We start from the raw sequence: 24,035 nt of genomic DNA, 5'->3' as shown, positions 1-24,035 counted from the left end.
CTATTTTTCCTGATCCTTCAGGCGCTTCTTGAGCTTAGGTAAAACCATATCAGGAATGACTATCTTTTTCTCTCCAGTATAGAGCGCAAAAAGCTCCGTTACAGATTTATTATAGTGAAAACCTTTCATATTGGTAAAAGGAACCACAATCCTTAAATCCATCATGCTGGCCTGAGATTCATGATATGGTGGATTAATATTTATTAACAACACACCTAACGTATCAATGTCATTATGATGTTTACTATCTTCTTCTCTAAAAAGATCTGGAGTATAGCCTTCAAATTTTTCATTCAATTGGGCTATCAATGAACGATGTTTCGCGCCCCTTATGTGGCGCTCATCGTGATTTAACCCAATACGGCTAATTTTAACACCTTCTGAATCAATAATAATATAATGCTCCCCTTTCGGGAATGTATCAGCATCGTAACAAAGATAACCTGAACGACTTGCAGCTTCCCTCAAAGCTGAGTTAAGGCCATAGTGCCTAGCCTGAGGCCTAAATCTACGTTGCTCCGGCTCACCAAGTTTTAATATATCGCCTATAGTTACTTCCTGTGCTGCGGCATACTTAGCATATAATTCATCTTGTACGTTAAGCCAAAAATCACGCCTGAAAGCGTTTATTATCAAATCGGTAATATCACTTTGTGTGTCGTTAATGCTCATTTAGATACCCTGATTGCGTTAAGCAGATTTTATGGTATTTTTTTTTCGTTTTGAACGCAAGCAATATACTTAATATGTAATTTGTACGTTACAAATACAACTTCAACTCTTATACCATCCCAGTGTGTTCCAGCAGGCCACTTCACTAGAAAAACAATATTCAGCTACAAAAAGGCTTTCCCACACACTTTTCACTTTGCTGTTTATGCAACTGAACTACCTACTTTTTTCATGAATGATCATCCATCCTAATCAGCATAGTGAGGTATTCATTAACTTTGTAAGATTCCCTATCCGATCTTCGAAGAGTACAATTGAGCTTCAGCATCTCCAGCTCTTAGTTATCCACCAGCAATTCTATTTTGGTAAAGCCAGCATCCTGCTGGCGTTTACATTGAATCGACTAGCTTTCAAGTCTAACTTTGTAAGATAGCGATGTTTTCGGCACTACACCAAAATGGGATAATTAATAAATACCCAGACTGCTGACAAACCTCGTTGAAAGTAACGGGGTTTGTCGTTATCACTCATTATCTTCCGATTTTTCCTTATAGATCCCCGATACGCCCTTTTCCTGCACAGGATTGGCTTTCTGCCCCAATACATTCACGGGTAAACCACAGATAAAACCAATAAAGTGCCGCCACCAGTAAAGCTATCTTCTTGATATTTTGTGCTGTTGCCGCCAACAGGCATTGTATCTGAACTTTCCGCAACCCGCGAAAAAGGGCATAACGATGCCCATGATGCTGCTTCGCATCCGCAAAACTCCGTTCTATCGTTTCTTTTCGCCGCTTGTGCACCTTTTTACCTCACGGACTCAAACGGATTTCTCTGGCCTTTTCTTTGCCCGTTTCCCAGATATGCCGTGTGATGGTTTTTCCCTTTTTCGCCCGGGTACAGGCCGCCCGCAGCGGGCAATTCTGGCAAATACCCGCCGCCGTCCGGTAATAACGGTATCCCTGACGACTTGTGGTGGTATAAATCAGCTTTTCGCCCTGCGGGCAAACATAGCAATCCTGTTGCGGATCATAAATAAATTGTTTCTTTTGAAAGAGATTCGGCCCTTTGTTTGGGCGCCGATAACTGATGACCGGTGTCAGACCCAGCTCCAGGGTCAGGTGGCAAACTGGGGCCGTAAAATAGCCTGCATCCAGTACGATGGCGACCAGATTAAGCGGAAAACGATCCAACTGACGCGTCAGACGCCCTATCAAAGGCTGGCTGTCGTGGACATTGCCCGCTGTGGCATAGGTATCCAGAATAATATTGGCTTTTCCATCCACGGTACGGTGGTCGAGATAGAAGAATCCTTTGGGTTTGTTCGTCCGGTGCATAAACCCGCTTTCCGGGTCAGTCGTACTGACTTTGGTCTGTCTTTGCCGTTCCTTATGGGCTGGCTTCAGGCTTTTTTTCCGGACTTAGCCCGGTCTTCATTCACTGCTTTTTCCAACTCGTCCAGATAAGCGCCCGGAGGAACGGGACGCAGAATACTGTCGGATTTATGGGGATTGGCACTGGCTTTCAGATGAGTGCTGTCTGTATAAAGTTCCCGGCCGCCGACAAAACCTCTACCGATAGCCTGTTCGACAATGTTGTCGAAAATGTGCTGGAACACATCGGAATGGTTGAATCGGCGCCGCCGATTCTGGCTGAGCGTGGAGGCATCGGGGACTTTCTCTGTCAGCCCGAGCCGCAAAAACCAGCGGTAGGCCATATTGACCTGAATTTCCTGCACCAGCCGGCGTTCGCTGGGGATGCCAAATAAGTACATCAGTAACATCATCTTAATCAGCATAACCGGGTCTATCGCCGGGCGGCCATTATTGTGGCAATACAAAGGGGCAACTAAGTCCCGGATAAATTCGAAATCAACGGCGGCATCGACTTTGCGAACTAGGTGATTTTGAGGCACGAGGTCATCGAGTGAGAGCGTTTCGGGGGGAAACGTCTGGGGAGGGGGGATTCTTAACATGGCGGCAAGCTCCGTCGGGTAAACGGAATTTGATTAAAGCAAAGTGCCGGATAAAAAACCAGCACTTTGTCAATAATCTGTAAATACCCCAATTATCTAATAAAATCAGTTTACTGTTTATGGTCATATTGGTCTGCCTCTTTTGGTCTTTAGTTAAAATGCTTTGTCCGCGTATCGGCGCTCTTTTTGTTTAGTCTGTTGCTGTGTACGACATATTTCAGCAGCAACAATTTGATCAGTTGGTAAGTAATGCCCGTTTTTAAATTCCTGGAATATCGTTCCGGTTTCACCGTGACGATTTTTATCCAAAATAATCTCAGCATAATTTCTGGCTGGACTTCGTGGGCTATAAACAACATCCCGGTAAGTAAAAATAATCCTGTCTGCATCTTGCTCTAAGCTACCTGAATCTCTTAAATCAGCCGCAACAGGACGACGTTGATGCATTGGCCGCTTATCAACTTCTCTTGATAACTGACTCAATGCGGTAACTGGTGTATGCAGTCGTTTAGCCAGTCCTTTGAGGACCCTAGATATTTGAGCGATAGCAAGATCATTACGTTCGGCTTTGGGCTTTTCTATCAATCCCAGATAATCAACAAAAATTCCTTTCAGATTCGGATACCTGCGTTTATGAGTTTCACTGATAGCACATATCTGCTCAACGCTTAATTCACTAGTATCAAGAATATGAATATCTCGATCTATTAACTCGCTTATTGCGTTAGATATACGAACCCAATACGTTTAAAAATATTCGGAAATGTCAATAAAGGCAAAACAATAAAAGATTATTTAGATGAGTATTTAAAAATCTGTGAAACCCGCAATTTATCACCATCCACAATTAATGGATATAAAAAATGTAAAACTGCTCTATCTGAATTACATAAAATTCCCGTTGTAGAGCTAACACCAGCAATATTAAAAACTTGGATTCAAAAACGATCAACTGCTCTGAAAACAATCAGGAACAATCTGTCATTTTTACGAAGCGCCATAGATGAAGCAGTTACTGATTGCCTGATTAGTATGAATCCTGTGAATTTAGTCACAGCATCACGGTATCAAACTGAACGAATAGAAAACGATAACGAATATATTGTTGACCCTCTATCTCCTAACGAGGTTACTGCATTACTGTCAGCAGCAGGCAATAAACAAAAACAATGGGAAAATTTATTCCTTTTTGCGATACATACAGGGCTTAGAAGCTCCGAGTTATGCGCGCTTCGATGGCAAGATATCGACTTCATTGGCAAAACCGTACATGTCCAATCGGCACGAGTAGTAGGAATAATAAAAGGAACAAAGACAAAAGCCGGTACCAGAAAAGTTGAACTGGACACTAACGCTATGTCAGCCCTATTAAATCAGAAGGCATTCACTTTTATGAAAGGCGAAGTGGTCTTTGAGGACCCCAAAAAAGGTGAGGCTTGGGCAGGTGCAGATGCCATTCGTAAAAAAGCCTGGGTACCCACACTAAAAAAGGCGGGAATTCGGTATCGCAACCCTTATCAAACAAGGCACACATTTGCAACAAAGCACATCAGCCAAGGGGTTAATCTTTTCTGGCTTGCCGCTCAAATGGGGCATAAAGGCCCAGAGATGCTTTTCAGACATTATGGCTCATATCTGAAGGAATATGATAACAGCACATACAAACCTAAACAGGCCAGTAGTAGGACATGAAAGGAACTACAAAGAATACGCGGCAAAGATATTTCATAAAAATATTATTTATAACAATAAGATGTAAAACAATTAACGCGGGTTCAACTCCCGCCAGCTCCACCAAATTTGGTTCTAAACCAATCCAAAAAAGACAGAAAAGCCCGTAGTCACAACGAGTTATGGGCTTTTTTATGTCCTGCGTAGTCTGATGTCACCCTATCAAATCCAACAATCTTAGGCACCTCGTGTTTTTGAGGTGCCTAAAACTCTATGGAAACCCGGCTATGGCAAGATCAAGTAGGAAGCGGGATCACTCCCGCCGTCCTCTCACAGTAACGTACGTACGGTTCCATATATGGCCTTCATGTTAATACTGGAACTGCCGTTGCGGCTCCAACAGTGATATTAAGCCCCACCTTCTGAACAACACTGTCTTTATTGCTTGGTTCATATGGCTAGCGCCTGAGTTCCACCACGCACCACGCTGGTTGCAAGCTGATTTCCACGCGCGTTCTTCATTTCATCCTGCAAACATTAACATCCTGGCTCGGATGTAAGCACGCTTCCATTGTCGCCACAGGAGGCAACGCAGTTTACGATTAATCCCGCTATGCAGTTCCTCCAACCCCCCTTTCACTTCTGTGTATCGAAAGTAACTTATCCAACCTCGTAAGACCAGTGTAAGTTCATTGGTTTTAGATATGAGCGAAGATAAGTCATTTTCTCTAACTAACTGATAGTTTTGGATTTGTATCTATCCAGTTGTTATTTGCATTTTAGGTGGGAATGTTACGATTAAAGAAAGGGTGATCTAATGAAAGAAGAGCTTGTAGTAAGTAATACATCCATATCTTTGCATAAATAGACATATATACTCGCTTAACTTGAAGATGCAGGATTCAGAATTTGGAAATTGTCATTAATACGGCACGACAGCCTCCCGGCAAGTTCCGGTAATATTTCCGTAAAAAAGCGATGTATCTCCTGCCTGAACAAGGCCGCCGAGGCGAAGTAACAATTATTTCTGACTGTTTCATTCATCACTTTCCACAGCCTTTCTATCGGGTTCAGATTCGGGCTATATGGCGGTAAGTAATGAAGCTCAATATTCATCACATAAGCCCAGTCTTTCACCAGCTCACTTCGATGGTAACCGGCTCCGTCACGGATAATATGAACCTTCTGACTGACCGGATAGGTTTCACGCAGCGCAATGAAAAATTCTGCGATGTGATAACTGTCGATACGGTCATATTCGCGTACGACTGTTTTACTGATATCGGCCAGATTCAGGGCTCCCATCAGGTTCAGACGGGTACGGCTTCCTGTGGTTTTCACTACGATTTTCTGGCCTTTACGCATCCAGCCATAAGCCAGTTTCGTCCCCTGAGTAGGATGGACGCCATCAATGAACAGGATGGGCTCATTGTCTCCGGCTTCCTGCTTGAGTTTCCCGTAGGTTTCTATAAAGGCCCGCTGCTGTTCCGCGTTGAACTTGTGTGGTACGCCGGTCGGTTTTTTATAACTGAATCCATTATGGTGCAGCCATTTATTCATGCCGGGAACGGTGTAACTGATATTCCACGCTTCTTTGACAAGGTGGATAACCGCCTGTGTGGTAGGCAGAAGATTCGCGGTCAGATAAGCGATAAGTTCCTGCGTCTGTGTTTCGCTGAGGTGGCTCTGAGAGCCGCCATTGTCGGGCTTGAGTTTGCGGTGATTAAGGTAATCGCTGATATGACGATTAACGGTCATTTCATGCAGGCGCAGGGCCTGAGCGATCATGACAGAACTCCAGCCCTCAGAGGCCAGCAGGACCGCTTTGATGCGATCACACTCCCGCTTATCACGGCAGGTGTGATGGAGGTGTTCAAGTTCGGCTTTTTGTTCATCGGTAATGAATATTTTCATGACGGATACCATGAACCTCATTTGGGCGAAAATCAAGCAGTTTCAATGAGCACGGGTATATAAGGTCGCTCCATTACCTTCTCATCCAATGAAAAGGTAATGGTTAAGTGTAGGTAAATTAAATTAGAGTTATTTTGATGATATCCTGCCGTTGTCATTCATTATAGAGATGGCTTCATCAATAGTCTGCGTCGTAAATAATGAATTTTCTCTGCTATCTCCACGAACTACCTTTCTGTTATTTTTCATGGAAATATTTTCACACCAGGCCAGCGTTTCTGGAACGTGTTTTTCTTCTAGGCAAATATCTAAAAAAACGAGTCGATCTTTGAGGGTTTGTACATCCTCTGTAAGATGTGATGAACCGGATTCTAAAATTTCCAATCGGCTTTCAACATCAGCAACCTTACCTTTTACCTGAGACACATCTTCAGCTAATTTTTCATGTTTGTGAATAGCGTCAGCAAGCATTCTGGAATTTTGAGCAAGCATTTCTGCCATTTGAGCAAAAGCAGAACCTTTAGCTTCTGGCGGAGGGGGGTAAACACCATGTTTAGTCAAGGATGGTATTACTTCATGAAATAACCATTTCTGAAAGCGTTTACCTGCTGCACTTCTATCACTGGACATTACGCGATACAAACCGGGTTGAGTGACAAAGATTTCTCTCTGCCCTTCAAAGACTCCATTTTCGACGTCAATCGCCATATATTCGTCAGGATCAAGCGCCTGTAGTTGAGCCCTGATGATCCCTACCATTGATTTTACGGTATAGTCAGCATTTATTTCTCTATTCTCTTTGTTAAGAGTGACTAATACATCGCGTAAGGAAATATATAATATCTCATCAATTACCAGAGTTCTCAAATCGCTTTCACCTGCCTCTCCCTTGTAGCATATTTTCGTTAGGTTACTATTCATCATTCCTCTCTGGCACAAGTTCATCTTGATCTACGGGCATTAACTAGTCGAGTATATTTTATTGTTTTTATATATAAAAAGAAACGAAGGAAACTTTTGCTATAGCCTCCCTTGAACTTGCCTTTTCTGCGTGGGAAAACCATTAACTGTTAAGCTTATGGGTAAGTGATATACCCGATGATCGCACAGATTAACCGGTAATCGCTAACGTAGAATATCTCGTGGTTATCGGCACTTTGCTCACCGATGAAAAAGACCAGGGCTTTGTCTTTGAGCCCTTTCTTCCGGGCATCCTTTGCTTCTTCCTGAGCGGCTTCCAGCTCTTTACGAAGCACTGTACGTTTAGCCTGCGACCAATCAGCCCATTCAACCTGTATTTTGTAACTCCGTGATGGTTTAGGTTTTCCAGACTGACTCCTAAGAAATTTTCTCTCCAATAGCTTTGAGCCCATAAGGGATATTCACATTAAAAAAGCTTTCCATTGCACAAAAAACAAACTAACAATTATTGATTTCCGTATGCTATCCCTATAAACCCTAGTATCTAGTCTTTTTTTCATCGATCTTTGATTATCTTGAATATTGTTTCAAACGTATCAATATCAGCCTCCATAATGTAACTACACTTAATCATGTTAAATCCATAATAAGCAGCCATCAGGGTAAGTTGAAACATTTTCCCATTTAAAGGGTGTTTTGCATCATCACGATAGAAGTTCTCTATCATATGAATCTCAAAACTTTCCTCATCAATGGAATACGTACATAAAGCTAGCTCAGAAGGAGGTCCTTGTACATTTCCACACTCTACCAGCTTTAAGCAAAATTCAAATTTATCTTCTCTGTTTCCTATCCTAGATAAACATTCATCCCAGTTTAGTTCGCCATATCCGCGAGAAAGGATTCTGTAATCATCATCAGAGATATCCCCTACAGCAAGGTTAAGCTTAAGCTCATCAGCAATAATCTGCATGCTATTTCTTACCACATGCCCAATCTGCTCAAGATTAAATATTCTTTATCTCTTATTTTTAATTGGTTGATATATCTTACTGCTTTTTGTGATTATTTCATATGCTATTCAACTTTTCTTGCCATTAAAATATGCATTATTTAACAATGACAAGTGAGTTAACAATTAACCCTAATCCAAAGATGGCTATATCCACCAACGTGACTAAGGTTTATAACTTACCGTTCTCTATTAATCTATATTATTAATTCTGAGCCTCCTGAGTTAGTATCAAGAGGCAATTTACCTCATTTTACTCTATAAATTTCAACTAGAATAAATAATATTAGCTTCAATGTGATTGACTTTATAGTACAGAAACAACTATTTATATCTCTTTATCAGTCAAAAGAAGCTCTTTTCCGAGTTTCACATACTCGTAACCTTTTCCAATTTCACAATCAAATAATTGGTTATAGTAAGTCAAAATGCGCGTCACTGTGCATTATATTTAGACCATTATTCTTAACCTTAAAACCATGTAGTAAACGATAATTATAGAATCCTTATTCCAGAAGATAGTCATATGTTAAAAGCAAGTCTCAGAAAAATGGTATCATCCCTTACGCAACAATACGTTGAAAACATTTCCATCTGTAAGATTATCTATAATGTATTACTGAAATTCATGATATTCATCATCACTTAATAGCTCTTTACAACCCTCAGTAAAAATATCTATCTCAATGAATATTATGTTTAAGTGCCCCATTTCCAATCGTAGTCTTTTCTCCCGCATACCCAACCAGATAATAGCGGACAATGGTTAATCTAAATCCCGACGAGCATCTTATAAAAATTGCTCCCTATGTATATATAGATTGACATACAATATTATGGGAGCAATTCACTAAATAGCTTTCAATATAATTTCTCTTCAATTCCAAAGCTAAAATATATTAATTCTTCTCTGTAATAACATATTACTTAATATCCTATTGCGAACCAATATGAGCCTAATTGGTCACGCCCAATTGTAGCGTTGGTAGAATTAAATCCGTAAACTACTGAATAGTTATCTGAAGGAACTCCATTGGCATACACGCTAACTTGCATAGATAAGCATACATTGGGAAAAGGAATTGGATATGTTATTGTAATTCTTCCAGCTCCTCCATTCGGATTATACCCCCATTGATAAATTATTCCGGTATCGCCACATTTCCACCAACCGTTTGCGGCTTTTAAGGCAGTGTTTTGAATGAGATTACTCATGGATTCTCCTTAGGTATAATTAATATTTTTTCAAAAAATTTACCGCCTAAATCATTTAATGCAATAGATTTAATCACATAAATCATGCATTGATAATTCACTTTAACTATAGTAGATCTTAAATAAATCATGATGAATTATTTTTATCGATAATAGTGACTAACCATTACTGAGCAATTAATACTAATAAATAGTTTTGAAGACAAAAAATATAAAAAGTTATTTATTAATAATATCATAAAATTACCTTAAAACATCTACTGTTTCACTTATGTTATATCCAGAAACACCTGCCTATAAATATGGATGCAATAATACAGATAAAAAATTTTTATTTTAACTTTCACAATATTAATATGAAATGAATGTATTTCCATTAAAAAAATAATAAAAACAATATATTGAAAGATGGAATATCAAAAAATCAATATTGAATTATTCATCATTATTAATAAATAACAATTATTTACCCATCCTTCGTCACAAATCCACCGGCGTTACTTCAACAGATTTTCAACGATACAACAAAAAATTATACAAAAAAGGAACTTATTACCTACTATTAAACAATAATTAGTAACTCAGATAAATTATTTGGCTCCAATAAACCCCTGATGAGGTATCAACTATGAAAAAGTTATCAGCTTGTCTTTTAGCGTTAAGTATTGCCACCTTCTCCTCCAATTCGGCGTTCGCAACTATCTGTTTGCAAAGCGATAAGCCTCTGACCAAATGTACTCAAGTATGCGGACCAATAGCTCTTTATAGTATTTTTTTCTCAATAGCTTGCTTTTAAATAAATCAATAACAAGCAAAAGTGACAGGAATAGTTTTATTCTTGTCACTTTACCATCTGGTTATCACTCTCATTCATAATGATATATCTTTACGCAGCTCAATTATTTTAATGATTACTGATCGCCCAGCACACTAAGTAAATCTAATAGCAACCAATATAAGGACATAATTAAAGCTATTTTTCTGCCTATTTAAGTTTATTATTTCTTAAAATCATACTCATAAATAATCAATAAAATAGCCAAAATATTAAACAGAAACACAATTTTTAAAAATTTTTATTAATGGCTGATAGTTACATTGATAAGCAGAAATATTAGCGTCAATCCACTGCTTAGCATTTATAGATTCAAAAGAGATTTTATACCCACAGTTTATAACAATATATTCAAATAACAACCTCTGAGTTCGCCCATTTCCTTCTCTAAAAGGATGAATCACATTTAATTCTGCATAATATTCAGCAAGTTTTTCAATAAGCTTCTGATGATGTAATCCCTCAAGATAATTTTCATTCTCTAACATATTAAATATCCTATTCCCTTCTATCTCAATACATTTAGCATGACAGAAACGGGTATCCCCTTTAGATATATCAATTATTCTTAGCTGACCAGCCCAATCATACAAATCAGAAAATATCTGTTTATGAAGTTGACACCAAAAGGCTAAATCGTAAGGTGGTTCCTGGAATGAAATATTCAATATAGCAAGTTCAGTGAGTTCCCTTTCCGCCTGCTCAAGCACAACAGGATCACGAATACCTAATTTATTAATAAGTGTATCTATATCCGGATATGTGTAGGGATCTTGCCCTGCTCCATATTTATCTATCATAATTACCTCATTGTAAACTATATTTTCTAATTAGTTTATCTTTAAGATTTTTTTGCTCTTTCGGTGTTTCAGGCAAACTATTCATAACAATATTCATTCCTTCGAGACGCATACTATCTCTATAGTTTTTTAATTTTACACTGTCAAAATAATGTTTTTTTTCATTATAAGTTGTCATTATTGTTTTTCTATTCTTTTGATTTCTAATATCTTTCTCTTGCTGACGGGAGTATTTAAACTTAGCCAGATCCAAATTGACCAGTTTACCATTAATCGCCTGACCGCTTTCAAATATCCCCCAAGAAATAACCTCAAAATAACTGACCTTCCCATTCCTAATACGGTTAATCTTTACCTCTAAGTCTTGTTGCAATATTTGCAAAACCTGTTGCACCTTACGTTCAGATATCCCCGTCGCTTCTACAATTGAACGCGTATTAGGATGATTTAGTTTAGTCAAGGCTGCCATAACAGCTAATTCATATTTCATTTGAATTTCCAAGATACATATCTATGCAACTGTAGTATAAAACATCAAAGTAATGAAAACCAGAAAAGAGAATAGCGCTATTATTGACGAATCCGGTAAAGTACATGTTCATGAAGCAGGTGCCCATTCGGTAATGAAGGATGCAAGAAAGTATTTTCATCTTTCACCATGCCAAGCCGCTGCATAACTTTTTGAGATCGCAAATTAGAAATTGTCGTAAATGCAACTATTTCCTCAAGTTTTAATTGGGTAAAGGCAAAATCCAAAGCTTTACGAGCAGCTTCACTGGCATAACCTTTACCCCAAAATGGCTTATCAAGACGCCATCCAATTTCAACACAAGGTGAAAACGGTAATTCCGCCACAGGAATATTCAAACCAACAAAACCAATAAAATCCCCGGTTTCTTTCAGCTCCACAGCCCATAATCCCCAACCTCCCTGTTGCTCAAATCTCTGGATAATCGTATCCACCATCGTATTACTCTGTTCCGCCGTCAAAGTGGCAGGAAAATATTCCATGACTTCTGCGTTACTATTCAAATGGCAAAATGGTAATCTGTCTTCTTCTCTCCATGCACGCATAATTAATCTGTCTGTCTCCAACATCACAATCATATTCTTCTTCTCCCAATATTAGTTAACAAACAGGATACTTACCATGCAACAAACCACATACTTCAATTAGAGTGATTAAAACAATTAAATAGATAGATTGCTATAGTAAACAAAACTAAAGAGAAAATAGAGCAACTCGTCAAAAGCTAACAGGGAAGGCCCGTGCTGGAAGGATCTGAATCAGATATCACACGGGCCCGGTTTATCAGGCACTTGTTTTTACCGTGGCCTTATCTTTAGATTTATCATTGTTGGTATCTTTTATTGGTACAACACGTTCGGATGCAGTTTTGTTTTCAACCTGTTCCGATTGCCCAAAAAACAAGCCTCCACGTTTGATGGACATACTGCTGCAACGACTGATTCCACGCAGCTCACCATGTTCAAGAATATCCAACGTCGCTGCACAACAGGTTCCTTCAACGTCGCCATCAATAATGATTTCCGGCGCGCTAAGTTCACCTTCAACCCGTCCAGCGTGCATAATGCGGATTGCGCCCTCTTTTACCCGGATATTGCCAATCACTTTGCCCCAAATCTGTATATCGCCTTCTACATCAATATCGCCCTTAAATACCGAGCTTTTGGCAACAATAGTACAACGACGAGCTTCTGCACTAGCGTTCTTTTTATCATCAACAAATTGGGACACGGGTTCAACAGCCGTTGCCTCTGATTTTTTTCCAAACATAGTTTTTAATCTCGACCTCATGTGAATAAAGCAAAATATTAGCGCCAAAAAAGAGAGAATCGCGGTCACTGCACAGCCAAAAAGATTACCAGCCAGATAGAATCCCAGAGCAATGCTCCACATGATCCATATACAGCTCAAAAAAATGTTGTCCGAAAAACGATGTTTTGCCATGTTTGTTCACGTTTTTGTTATTTTTCATGCTTTTTTCGTTAGAAAATACAAAACCAAAATCACTATTTTAACAGAACAGATAACTATCAATGCTAAAAGAAAGCGAGTATTTACGACGTTATTAAACGGTTAAAAACCTATATTCATTCTTCAATAACAATTAACAAAGAGAAATTAGCATTAAAATAGAGACTCTATTTTTATAATTGTTAACATAAACTAAAAATAAAGTCACGCCATTAATGTTTAATTTTATTTACAAATAATATACTATAAGAATTTTTCTCAATTAATATCCACTGATATTTATCTAACAAACATATTGCTTATTTATACAAAAAAATTAATTTATTAATTTCATCAATATTATTGCTTGATAAAAATAAAATTAATATCCGATAAATCAATTTATCTTTATGAATAAATGATTCAATTATAAGACCATAAGACTAATTATAAATTGGATAAATCACTAAATTATTCATTTAAAATTATTGCATAGAATAATGAATATTAAAAATTTCTTTTATCCATTCATTTTATTCATTAGTTTTATATGAATATAAAAAATAGATAAGATTGGCATGAAAATAATTCAATATGGAGATATAAAGAATAGAAAATTCTATAGTGAGACAACTTAAATGCCAAGATTTTATTGAAAATAATCAGACTATACCTGTCTCATAATCAAAAAAACTATTAAAAAGTAAAACTTATCATTAATCTGAATATATAAACCTTCTTTCGCTGGCACAATCCTGGAGATTTATCAACTTTATTAGAAACCCAAGGTAAAGCCAACAATATTTTTAATGTTGCCCGAGATAATAACCGATGAGCTACTGGCTGTAATTCACAATTTTCCAAACGGTTTTCAAGACTCTTATGGATTGAAGCTCTCTCTTTTTCCAATATTATCTTGGAAATTTTCCCCGGATTTACCGCACTACCAAAAAGATCCTGTTCGGAAAAATAAGGGACAGTAATAATAACGCCATTAAGAGTCACTGTGATATAACTTTGATCAAATTTATTTACAATAGACACAACACCTAATATTAATATGGTCGATATTATAATTTTATTCAGTTTCATTTCGAATTATTACGATTATCTAATAACAATTAATACCCGCATAAAACAACAACAAATTTTAAATAAATAATTTCATTGTCAATCTTATTAAGATTAGAAAAAATTTGATGCAAGGAGTAAATCATAAAAAACATTTATATATGAACAACCACCTTATCGACCTTTTAAGTATTACAGAATAATTCAGTTAATAAAAACAAAAAATACAAATTCAAATAATTTCACAACAAAATACTTAGATAACATTTCAATCCGATCATTTGCGATCTATAGTGTCGCAAATTATATCTATATAAGTATAAAACACTTTATGCAGTTTGTTTTTCAAATTAAAAGATCTAAAATTTCAATTTTTCGATATAATTGATCTGCATCGTACAAAAACCAACCTTGACAAAACAGGATATACCCGGTAATTCTTTATGACTGAATAGGACATTCAAATTGCCCTCATGTGTTGAAATTAACCGTTGGATTATCCGAATTATTCAAGATATCCAACTGGGTTCAATAAAGCCTGGAGTTAATATGGAAAACCGGAAAGATTCAATTCAACCTTCTCAAACGGATCAAATACTCAATGTCATATCCGAATTATGTACCATTCGGAAAATGCAAGCGGCTCCTCCACCAGAATCATGGCCTAGCACGCGTGATGTAGCAGAACAATGCGATTTTACCATCTACAAAGCGCGTTATTTGTTATTGAAACTGGCTAACAAAGGATTGGTTATGGTAACTCCATCTCCCATTAAGAATTCTCTTCGATGGTATATACCGGAAGACAAAATTAAGTCTATCTAATGTCAAGAAAATTTGAAGAAATGGATGTCTGCTCTGTACAGTAGGGCCTGTCTATATAGTCGAAAACTTGAAGAGACAACATACGGCCCTATGGTGTTATTCATTCAAATCGCTATATTCTTTCCATTACAAAAGCCTCAACAACGCGTTCAAGCGCAGAGATATCATAATCAATTATTATCATTTTATTTCAGAGGAAGCCAGAATGGAAAAATTGCATCGTTGGGAAAAAGATGGATATGTTGTCACTACAGATAAGAATAAATTAGATATTACGATCATACAGCAGTTTTTAACGAAATCCATTTGGGCGGAAGGAATCGACAAAGAGACAGTTAAGTTGTCGATCGACAATAGCTTGAACTTTGGTCTGTATAAAAATACTCAGCAAATAGGATTTGCTCGTATCGTGACTGACTTCACAACCTTTGGTTATCTTAGTGATGTTTTTATTTTGGATGATTATCGAGGATTGGGATTAGGACGCTGGCTAATGACATGTTGCCTGGAACATCCCCAAATAGCACAGCTTCGTCATATTATGCTGGTCACTTCTATGGCGCCGTGGCTGTATGAAAAAATGGGTTATTCCCCGGTAAACGAAGAAAACTTTGTTTGGCAAATTGTCCGACCAGATATTTATAAACAACCTAAAATATGAGGCAATCATCACGAAAAAATGCCCGATCACTTTGTCGGGCATTACTAAGATAATAACCACACTATCGCAATGAGCAGGAAGCTACTATTTTATCAACTTGTATCTTTTAACCAGAAATTAGAAACTGGCGTTAACACCTAAGCTGAAAGCATAAGTGTGATTCTGAACATCACCATCATTGCGTGATATTGACGCAAAAGCGCCCCAATCTTTTGTAATAGCAGCATTCATGCCGATAATGTATTCACGCCAGTTGGTGTCCTGCTTTTGGCTTTTACTAACGAAAGATGTCTCAGTTGAGTTAATGGCGCTACTAATCTGATAACGCCTATCGCCGAATTGGTGGTTAAACCGAACTTCAGCATAAGGGTTAAAACGACTAAAATTGGTGTCCAGACGCCAGCCTAATGTTCCGACCTGAGAATCGTAACGTTGATCGCCGAAATGCATAGCCGTGCTACTCTTACCAGATTCACGATAACCTTTAACATAGCTCTTATCCCAAGCATATTGGATAATCGGGCTGGTCATAACTGTAGATGTCAGCGGAATATCCCAACCCGCGGTAATGCGTCCGCCCCACTGATGACCGGAAGTCGAAGCATGCTCCTCGCGTAGCCACTCATTGAGCATGATACCGCGCGTAATGTCTTCATATTTCATGTCCAAATAGTGAAGATCGCCGCTAATCCAACCCTTATCGTAGTAACGCCATAAGCCATAAGTGGTGAAGACATAACCACGACCATCAGCGCGGAAATGATTAACTGAGTGCTTATCCTTATAACGAGAAATCATTCCCCCCAACAGAATATTATCCGTGAGCTGATAGTCACTACCCAGTGTCAGTGTACTGTTGTGATTACCACTATAACCACCGAATACACCTATTTTACCTTGGTCATTACCTACGCTTCGTAGCTGTTGCAAACGGTTGTCAAGAGAGGCAAGCGCACCCTTCACCGGCACATTGTTGGTATTCGTCAGTGACATAACCTGATGTGGAGCATTAAGGATTGAAATAGCAGACTCGCCGACCAGACGCTGTGCGGCCGGCGTTGGATGAAAATCATCAGAGAACAAAAAGGATTTACTGGCATCAAAACCGGGATCATCAGAACTACAGGAATTAGCCTCCGTATCCCGAACACAAGCATAGCCTAAAGTATTGGAAAAACCGTAACGTAAAGGATTTTCAATGACTTCATGCAAAAGCGCATTAACATCAACTCGAACAATATTGCCGCTCTTCTTGCTAAGTTCGATATCTTCTGATTTATTGTACTTGTCAACCAAGCCTGAGGCTTTACTGCTTGTTTCGTTATAACTATCAAGTAATAGTCGCTTATATTCTTCCGCTTTTTTAGCATCTCCATTTGAAGCCCTAGCCGCAAGCGTTTCAAAGATACCTTCGATAACTTGAAAGCGAGTATCTTCATTTATCGTTGGATATGCATTAGCGCCCGCACGAACCATATCCTTTAATTCCGTAATCTGGTCAGGAGTAAGAGAAATCGGGATCTTCTTGAGTCCTTCAGAGACGACAGATTTCATAATCATTGGTGTTTTACCGAGATCAGGAACAGTAGGTACAATAACGATCCCAGCTCCCGCATCAAGAAGTTTATGCACTTGTGCTGAGGCTTGCATAGCGCTATTTTTAACAATTTTCGGATCGCCCCCTAACATGACAGCTTTAAGATCATTACCGCCAATCCAGTGAACATACATACCATTAGGATCAGCACGATTACCGTGGCTTGCCAAATAATTATCTACTTGATTTTGAGTATTGTTAGCTTTGTTCAAATCAGGAACAGCAGTCGATCCACCCACTGCGTAATTAGTCCCACCTTTATTGAAAGGAATCAGTTCAGTCCCTAAATGTTGAGCGATAAGATCATTATACAACTTACTGGTTGTACCATTGATCGTATATCGACCTCCATTTCCACTGTCACTCAAACTATCACCAAAAACATATAGATGGTCATAAGTGTGCGCATTCGAAATTGCACTTATCGAAAGTGCTAACATGCCTGGTGTAAATATAAATGCCCTTTTCATTAATATGATCCTCAAGAAGTTATTTTATATTTATCATTGAACTAGCTGTTCAATTGAAATGATCAATCTAAATAGAAACCACGTTAATGAGATATGACGCAATCCCTTTCCTGATTAACCAATACCTCATTATAGTTAGTAACAGAGAGAATCCCGCATTGTTTTTTTAGGTTTTAATGTTTAGTGTTGTTTGATTGTTCAACTAACCAAATTGGTTAAAATTCAACTATCTATAAAAAGTAATATTAGACCAAATTGATTTCATTCTCTTCTTTGTTTCATGCAATAGATCACAAAACAGACAGAATAAGATTCTGATAGGAATAATGGATAGCTTTAAGTAATATCTGAAGCGATCCATCACAACAAACGTGATAGTGTTAATTCATCATCGGTTTAGAGAAATAAAAGATTAAGAAGAATAAATATGAGAATTCAGCAAGCAATAAAGGCCGATTTCAATAAGCTGATAGAAATCTGGGAAGCCTCAGTACGAACAACACATGACTTTTTATCTGACGAACATATTAATCAACTACGCCCATTAATTCTGCATACCTATTTACCGGCGCTGACTGTTTATAAAGCGATAAATGACAAACATGAAATTGGGGGTTTTATTAGCGTTGATCAACATCGGGTTGAAATGCTGTTTATCTCACCAAATTCCCGTGGTAAAGGTATCGGCAAAGCGCTGCTGAATTTTGCTATTAGCGAATTAGGTATCAATGAACTTGATGTTAATGAACAAAATATTCAAGGAGTGGGGTTCTATCAGCACCAAGGATTCAAAGTTTTCAGTCGATCAGAAATTGATGGTCAAGGTAATCCATTTCCGTTATTACATATGCGAATTGAACGGCCGAACGCCAAAACGATCTAACTTCCCCCTCATATGACGCCACTATTATCAGGGCAGCAATAGTATCTTCGCTGCCCAAGCCCTTATTTATTTCAAATTAAATTCTATTGCTAAAGTAAGCTCCCTCGGCAAACCAGCCGGTTTCAGCCCAACTGACCGAGCTTGTTGGATCGCCGCAAGGGCAGCACGATCCAATTCATCAGCGCCTGAACTCTGCACTAATTGGTGATTCGTCAAATCGCCGCTATCCAGCAAGCTAAACCTGACCTGAACTATCCCCTGTTGTTTCATCTTCTTAGCCCGACGCGGATAGCGTTTATGTTTTTCAATTTCACGACGCAAGGCAGCCTGATAGCTTTGTAACTCATCAGCTCCCACGCCCGTCATCGGTTGACTGGTCGTCGCCTGACGGGCGCCAGCTTGTGAATCCACTGCATCTCTCCCCGCTAACTGAGAGTTGCCTTCCGTTTGCTCTGCCTGTTTTTGTTGAGGCCCTTCTGTCGGTTTTTTCTGTGGCTGAGGTTTACTCTTCGGTTTAGCATCCACATGCTTTTCTGGCGGTGGCTTCGGGCGTTCCTGTTTCCGTGGCTTATCCGCTGGCTTATTAAGTACTATTTTTGCCTCATGTGGTGATTCCGCTACCACTATCTCTGGCGGTAACGGGGGAGGAATAGGTTCCGGTTCCACAGGTTGTTCCTGTCCGGCCGGTGCTGCCGAAGCAACCATTTCTATTGACATGCTAATTATTGGCGAATTCACTGATTGATTATTCGCACTGTCATCACGCAGTAAATGCCGCGCCATAAATCCAACAAGACCCGCATGTAACAGTAAAGAAGCAAACAAACCAATATAAAAACGATTTCTCATCATAACTTCAAGCCATCTTTCCGTTCGTTATCTGTGGAGATTGCCAGCGCTCTTAACCGCAACCGGCAAATCTCCTTTAAAGAGTCAGAACCGACTGGTGACACTAAGCTTAAACGTCCTACCAGGCGCTGGCATCATGGAACGTGTTAACGGGTCCAGATAATAGCGATCGGTTAAGTTGGTGCCAGATAATTCAACAACCACATCTGGTGTAACCTGATAATTAATATAAGCATCTACAGTCATTACCGAATTCCAGCGCATCGGATTATTATTTATTCCTTTATAAACGCCGGGCATTTTTTTCATTAACCATTTTTCATCCTTATTCTCCACACTACTGTGGTATAACACTCTACTACCGATTTCTAAATTTTCATCCAATAACCGGCCGCCAATATTCAGATTAAGAGAATAACGAGGAGGAATAGTTGTCCTTAAAAAACCACCGGGAAAACCGCCATCAATACATTCAGGAACACCAAATTGGTTTCTTGGATCTAACATAAGCGATGCAGTTTTATCACAAACTTTATTTTTAAGATTATAAGATAGACCAAAATGGGTAAAGAAACTACCGTTATCATAACGTCCCTGTAGTTCTAAACCGGATAATTTCTGTTTATCTAACTGAGTAAATACAAAGTTACTGTCACGATCAAAAACATGCTCAATAATGGTATTGTAATAAGCGAATCTAATATCCGCATTACGCTCCGCACCCAATAACTGACTTAAATCATGCACATAACCCACTTCCACTGTTTTACTACGTTCAGGTTTAAAGGCACGAGTAGGTTTATCAGTCAAACCGGAGGAAAAGCCAACGGTATCCTCAAAAATACTTGGCATACGTACTGCTTCAGCATAACGGGTATAGATACGTGCATGATCAGAGATATAAGCCGTTGCGGAAAATACCGGCGCCCAAGCATGATCTTTACGTTTAGGTTGTTTAGACCAGCGCTCCTGTTCACTTTTCGCTTTATAAACTCCCTTATCACTATTATTTAATATTTCTCCAGAGTCATCAATATAGCTACTATTCTGTTGAGCAGTACTGTATTCATATTTATACACTTCTTTATTCGTCACAGGATCAATAACGCGTTCGTTCATATCAAGTTTCCCATTAAAATAGGGATTATCTTGTTTATATAACTTACCATCATCATGATATTTCCAAAGCACATCTACCGGCACCATAGGGCGAAGAATTGAATCTCGTGCTTTTGAACTTGTAAATTTTTTATCGCTATATTCGTCAAATTCATCATCAGTCAGACACTCAAAGCATTCATCAAACTTTTTATATAGTTCAGCTTCCCGGTCGGTAAGTGTTCTCATATATTGCAACCCTTGGCCAACCAATTTTTCATGCTTACTATAACCAATATCACGGGCAGCCAAACGTTCATTTAAAAAATCATCCTTAGACCAATAACTTACCCGCCTAGCGCCGGCACTTAATGCCAACCATGAAGTAGGCCGCCAATCAAAATTAAAAGCAATATTATTCTCTTGGCGGCGTCCTTTTCTTGGTGGCGATCGAAAATTAGAAAAATTCTTCCCTTTATAATCATCATGGGAACCTAAACGTTCCTGTTGTAGGCTAGCTGACAAGGTTAAATCTAAACTTGAGGTCAATTGGAAAGCATTAGAAAGATCAACACCCCAACGGTTATTATGGGTATTGGTAGCAGCAGTATCTACCAGGCGACCATCTTTATTTGGATCTCTTTCCTTACCATTTACATCCCAAACGGCATCCCGCTCTCGCGGTTCACGTGGATATCCCCCGGCAGTATTAGTATCGCTGATAGTACGGGTAATCCAAAATTTCATATCAAAATCAACCCACTTATTTCCATCAGGTTTCCACTTATAATCCAGATTAAATGCCTGCTGATGTACATTCGCCAACGGCCACTGTGGTACAACGTTACTTTCAGCCCGAACCCAACCAATCCGCGAAGGCATAATCTCCCCGTAAATCGTTTTAGTATCACGGATACCAAGCCCAATCGTCTGTTGATTAGCCAGATACCAGTTATTTTTAAGCAACCAAGATTCCATTTCACTGGAGGTATTAGGCACTTCATTTCCAGGGCGATATATACGTGCCACAAAAGGCAGATAAGGATCATACGACCGGGTACCGCCATCAAGGATCTCTATATCCTCTTTACTAATGGGAGCATCATAACGATGAGCACCACCCTTGCCGGCAAAATAGTTTCCTTTACTGCGATAACTATAAGCTGCCATTAAATCAAAATATTCCTGCCGGGTACCTAGCGCCAGACGTATCGCATTATCTTTTAGGCCCAATAATTTATTATCTTTTGAAGTTTTCGGCGTAATTTCTAACGCAGGATCAACATAATTAAATCCCTGATTAAAACCGGGAATATCCCGATAATCTTGTCCTAATTCCAGATGTGGTACTCGTTCCTTAACAGCATTACTGCTGGTTTCCAATTTCAAGTTAATACCAAATCGTTCATCTACTGGTACTACATCATCAATACCCAAGGTTTTGATCATTACCGCTCCACCGATCGAACCTTTCACTCCACGTGTCAGTGACGGGCCTTTTTCTATTTCAATGCTGCTAATCAGGTTAGGATCAATATAGTTACGATTATTCGCACCGTTATAACCACGCCAGGTGGTAATTGCCTGCTCAGTACCGTCAATGGTAACAGGCACCCGTCCCTGCCCCTGAATACCACGAATATTAGGATCTAATGCGCCACTGTTTCTCGAATCACCGCTAAATACGCCGACTGCGCTTTTTAAAACATCCGCCGGTGAAGCGCCCTTATAGCGTTCTACCAAATCCTTACCCAAGTAAATATTAGTAATATCTTTATCATAAACCGCATCATAACCTGCCTCATCTTTTTCGCTGGTCGCTGAAACGTTAATTTTACCGAGGTCAGCCTTATTCTCAGCGGGCTGTTTAGATGACTGAGCCGGGGCTATTAGTGTTTCTGCCTCAGAACGATAAGGCATCATACTGTAGGCCAATGCCAGCATGAATGTTATTTTGCTATATTTATTATTCAATTTATACATAATCATTATCTGCCATAGTGTGAATTGAAATAACTTATTACTTCAATCAGTATCAAAAATACTTTTCAAACTTGACTAACACTTCATTCTTATTATAGGAATAGAGCCAATCAACATTACTACTATTTTTTCTAAATCGATAAGTAATTACTGGAGTTAAACCGAAAACCTCAAATTTAGGCATACTCACAATTGCCGCATAGAATTGTTCATTATCTTTACGACGTGCATTTAGAGGTACGCTGTAATCACCAAATTGCCGCTGGCGCAATGCAGTAAATACCACTGCATTAATTCCCGGATACAATTGAGTGGAAATGCCTGCTCGCACACCTTTTTGCTGATAATCATCCGCTTTTTCAACACTGGTTTTATTAACCCAATCCCCCCCCGCAAAGGTAATGGTTTGATCAGTTAAATAATAAGATAAGGTAGCATAAACAGAGGCCATATTACCGTCATTATGATTATAAAGTTTATGATAACGAAACTGCTTATATTCACCTTCCAAATTCAATGCCAGATTTTTAGATAGAATATGCATCCATTCGGTTTTCACTCCTGTAGTACGATAACGGGAATGATTACCAACATAATTAAACTCAACAACTGGCCCCAATAGGAAATCATCTTTTTGCGCTTTATAGCTATAGCCCGAATAAGCAGAAGTGGTATTTTCATTCTCTTCACTATGATGACGATAACTTTCCCCATAAGTCATCGAACGCAGAAAGACACCGTGGTGACCACTCAGCGGATATATCTTACGCAACGTAGCATCATAACTTATACCATTTGCTTTCTTTGCCATAGGCAAATTACGTTCAACTACGCACTCACCATTTTCACGATAGAATGTGCAAACAGGAGGCTTATCCGGCGACATATTCGTGTTATCGTTAAAGATATATCCCACGGAAAAAGATCCACGCCAAGCATTGCGCAAATTAATTGCCTCTTGATAATTAGTTATATTCTTAATGACTGCCGGTGGTAATTTATTTTCATTATCGCGACTAGCCGCTGAAATTTCATTAAATAGTAAACTGGCTTCACTATTTTTTTGATTCTCATAATAGACCCTGGCTAACTCTAATTTAGCACGGATAAAATCAGGTTGTTGCTGCAAGATAGCCTGATAATGCTGTTCTGCTGCTACTAAGTCACCTTGTAAACGCGCCAAATTCCCCTGAGCAAAATGGACCAATTGAGTATCATGTCCAGGTAACTTCTGGTATATCAACAAAAAGCGCTTAACATCCTGTACTTGTTGATGATTAATAGCTAAATAGAGCGCCTGACCAATATCATTCACATTATTTTCAACACTAAACGTTTGACCATTAAGTACTATCGATAAATGATCCGTCTTTTTATTTACAGTTTCATCTGTGACAAGCGCTTCTTCTTGATTCTGCAAATTTCGCTGTACGTTATGCCACAATCTTCTACCGGTATCTTCATCTGCCAGCACCAAAGATGGCTTTATAAACAAACAGCTAATGAGTAAAGTAAAACGAACAATTGGGATATTTAGCATCGTTAATATCACTGCTTAATTGTCGAGCCAAAAATAAACAAAAATAAGACAAAGCCAATATGAAC

The 24,035-nt window shown here is 38.7% G+C and carries 19 protein-coding genes and 3 pseudogenes; 4 read left to right on the top strand and 18 right to left on the bottom strand.

What is annotated here, in order from left to right:
• From OO184_RS03640 to OO184_RS03630, 3 genes and pseudogenes are all read right to left on the bottom strand, one after another.
• The gene (locus tag OO184_RS03640) at positions 1 to 672 is read right to left on the bottom strand and encodes a hypothetical protein (protein ID WP_265378018.1); all 672 of its coding nucleotides are present in this window, start codon (positions 670 to 672) and stop codon (positions 1 to 3) included.
• 548 nt (positions 673 to 1,220) lie between these two features.
• Positions 1,221 to 2,647: pseudogene (locus OO184_RS03635) on the bottom strand (IS1182 family transposase).
• 153 nt (positions 2,648 to 2,800) lie between these two features.
• Positions 2,801 to 3,388: pseudogene (locus OO184_RS03630) on the bottom strand (DnaB-like helicase C-terminal domain-containing protein); the annotation flags it as partial.
• Here OO184_RS03630 and OO184_RS03625 point away from each other — a divergent pair.
• A pseudogene (locus tag OO184_RS03625) lies at positions 3,389 to 4,339 on the top strand (site-specific integrase); the annotation flags it as partial. It abuts the pseudogene before it with no gap.
• A 502-nt stretch (positions 4,340 to 4,841) separates the two neighbouring features.
• Here OO184_RS03625 and OO184_RS03620 read toward each other — a convergent pair.
• The 11 genes from OO184_RS03620 to OO184_RS03570 all read right to left on the bottom strand — a co-directional run bounded on the left by OO184_RS03620 (position 4,842) and on the right by OO184_RS03570 (position 14,037).
• The gene (locus OO184_RS03620) at positions 4,842 to 5,024 is read right to left on the bottom strand and encodes a group II intron maturase-specific domain-containing protein (protein WP_376712538.1); all 183 of its coding nucleotides are present in this window, start codon (positions 5,022 to 5,024) and stop codon (positions 4,842 to 4,844) included.
• Positions 5,025 to 5,200: 176 nt separating this feature from the next.
• A complete protein-coding gene (locus tag OO184_RS03615) occupies positions 5,201 to 6,232 on the bottom strand; it encodes an IS630 family transposase (protein ID WP_265378017.1) in 1,032 nt (343 codons plus the stop codon).
• 129 nt (positions 6,233 to 6,361) lie between these two features.
• Entirely contained in the window at positions 6,362 to 7,156 is a 795-nt protein-coding gene (locus OO184_RS03610; protein WP_265378016.1) for a BRO-N domain-containing protein, read from the bottom strand.
• Positions 7,157 to 7,308: 152 nt separating this feature from the next.
• Complete coding sequence (locus OO184_RS03605; protein ID WP_265378015.1) at positions 7,309 to 7,605, bottom strand: hypothetical protein; 297 nt, start codon at positions 7,603 to 7,605, stop codon at positions 7,309 to 7,311.
• A gap of 104 nt (positions 7,606 to 7,709) precedes the next feature.
• The gene (locus OO184_RS03600) at positions 7,710 to 8,126 is read right to left on the bottom strand and encodes a hypothetical protein (RefSeq protein WP_265378014.1); all 417 of its coding nucleotides are present in this window, start codon (positions 8,124 to 8,126) and stop codon (positions 7,710 to 7,712) included.
• 966 nt (positions 8,127 to 9,092) lie between these two features.
• A complete protein-coding gene (locus OO184_RS03595; RefSeq protein WP_265378013.1) occupies positions 9,093 to 9,380 on the bottom strand; it encodes a gp53-like domain-containing protein in 288 nt (95 codons plus the stop codon).
• A 1,047-nt stretch (positions 9,381 to 10,427) separates the two neighbouring features.
• Positions 10,428 to 11,015, bottom strand: a complete 588-nt coding sequence (locus OO184_RS03590; RefSeq protein WP_265378012.1) for a putative adenosine monophosphate-protein transferase Fic — start codon at positions 11,013 to 11,015, stop codon at positions 10,428 to 10,430.
• 7 nt (positions 11,016 to 11,022) lie between these two features.
• Positions 11,023 to 11,505, bottom strand: a complete 483-nt coding sequence (locus OO184_RS03585) for a YhfG family protein (protein WP_265378011.1) — start codon at positions 11,503 to 11,505, stop codon at positions 11,023 to 11,025.
• A gap of 80 nt (positions 11,506 to 11,585) precedes the next feature.
• Complete coding sequence (locus OO184_RS03580; protein WP_265378010.1) at positions 11,586 to 12,122, bottom strand: GNAT family N-acetyltransferase; 537 nt, start codon at positions 12,120 to 12,122, stop codon at positions 11,586 to 11,588.
• A gap of 205 nt (positions 12,123 to 12,327) precedes the next feature.
• The gene (locus OO184_RS03575) at positions 12,328 to 12,813 is read right to left on the bottom strand and encodes a bactofilin family protein (protein ID WP_265378009.1); all 486 of its coding nucleotides are present in this window, start codon (positions 12,811 to 12,813) and stop codon (positions 12,328 to 12,330) included.
• An 876-nt stretch (positions 12,814 to 13,689) separates the two neighbouring features.
• Positions 13,690 to 14,037 (bottom strand): hypothetical protein, encoded by a 348-nt coding sequence (locus OO184_RS03570; RefSeq protein ID WP_265378008.1) that lies wholly within the window; start codon positions 14,035 to 14,037, stop codon positions 13,690 to 13,692.
• A gap of 576 nt (positions 14,038 to 14,613) precedes the next feature.
• Here OO184_RS03570 and OO184_RS03565 point away from each other — a divergent pair.
• Together OO184_RS03565 and OO184_RS03560 are read left to right on the top strand one after the other, a co-directional pair.
• The gene (locus OO184_RS03565; protein WP_049582811.1) at positions 14,614 to 14,889 is read left to right on the top strand and encodes a FaeA/PapI family transcriptional regulator; all 276 of its coding nucleotides are present in this window, start codon (positions 14,614 to 14,616) and stop codon (positions 14,887 to 14,889) included.
• A gap of 205 nt (positions 14,890 to 15,094) precedes the next feature.
• Entirely contained in the window at positions 15,095 to 15,550 is a 456-nt protein-coding gene (locus tag OO184_RS03560) for a GNAT family N-acetyltransferase (RefSeq protein ID WP_265378007.1), read from the top strand.
• 117 nt (positions 15,551 to 15,667) lie between these two features.
• Here OO184_RS03560 and OO184_RS03555 read toward each other — a convergent pair whose 3' ends face one another.
• Positions 15,668 to 17,617, bottom strand: a complete 1,950-nt coding sequence (locus OO184_RS03555) for an autotransporter outer membrane beta-barrel domain-containing protein (RefSeq protein ID WP_265378006.1) — start codon at positions 17,615 to 17,617, stop codon at positions 15,668 to 15,670.
• 427 nt (positions 17,618 to 18,044) lie between these two features.
• On the opposite strand from OO184_RS03555, the gene OO184_RS03550 reads away from it, so the two are divergent.
• Complete coding sequence (locus OO184_RS03550; protein ID WP_265378005.1) at positions 18,045 to 18,500, top strand: GNAT family N-acetyltransferase; 456 nt, start codon at positions 18,045 to 18,047, stop codon at positions 18,498 to 18,500.
• A gap of 66 nt (positions 18,501 to 18,566) precedes the next feature.
• Here the strand turns inward: OO184_RS03550 and OO184_RS03545 are convergent, their stop codons facing one another.
• The 3 genes from OO184_RS03545 to OO184_RS03535 form a co-directional block, all read right to left on the bottom strand.
• A complete protein-coding gene (locus tag OO184_RS03545) occupies positions 18,567 to 19,352 on the bottom strand; it encodes an energy transducer TonB (protein ID WP_265378004.1) in 786 nt (261 codons plus the stop codon).
• 81 nt (positions 19,353 to 19,433) lie between these two features.
• On the bottom strand, positions 19,434 to 22,430 hold the full coding sequence (locus OO184_RS03540; RefSeq protein ID WP_265378003.1) for a TonB-dependent receptor domain-containing protein: 2,997 nt from the start codon (positions 22,428 to 22,430) through the stop codon (positions 19,434 to 19,436).
• 52 nt (positions 22,431 to 22,482) lie between these two features.
• The gene (locus OO184_RS03535; RefSeq protein WP_265378002.1) at positions 22,483 to 23,970 is read right to left on the bottom strand and encodes a surface lipoprotein assembly modifier; all 1,488 of its coding nucleotides are present in this window, start codon (positions 23,968 to 23,970) and stop codon (positions 22,483 to 22,485) included.
• Between the last annotated feature and the right edge of the window lie 65 nt (positions 23,971 to 24,035).

Origin of the sequence: Photorhabdus aballayi (genome assembly GCF_026153155.1) — a bacterium.
Classification (GTDB): domain Bacteria; phylum Pseudomonadota; class Gammaproteobacteria; order Enterobacterales; family Enterobacteriaceae; genus Photorhabdus; species Photorhabdus luminescens.
The sequence above is the reverse complement of the archived record's forward strand: the minus strand, read 5'-3'. Positions and strand labels throughout refer to the sequence as shown.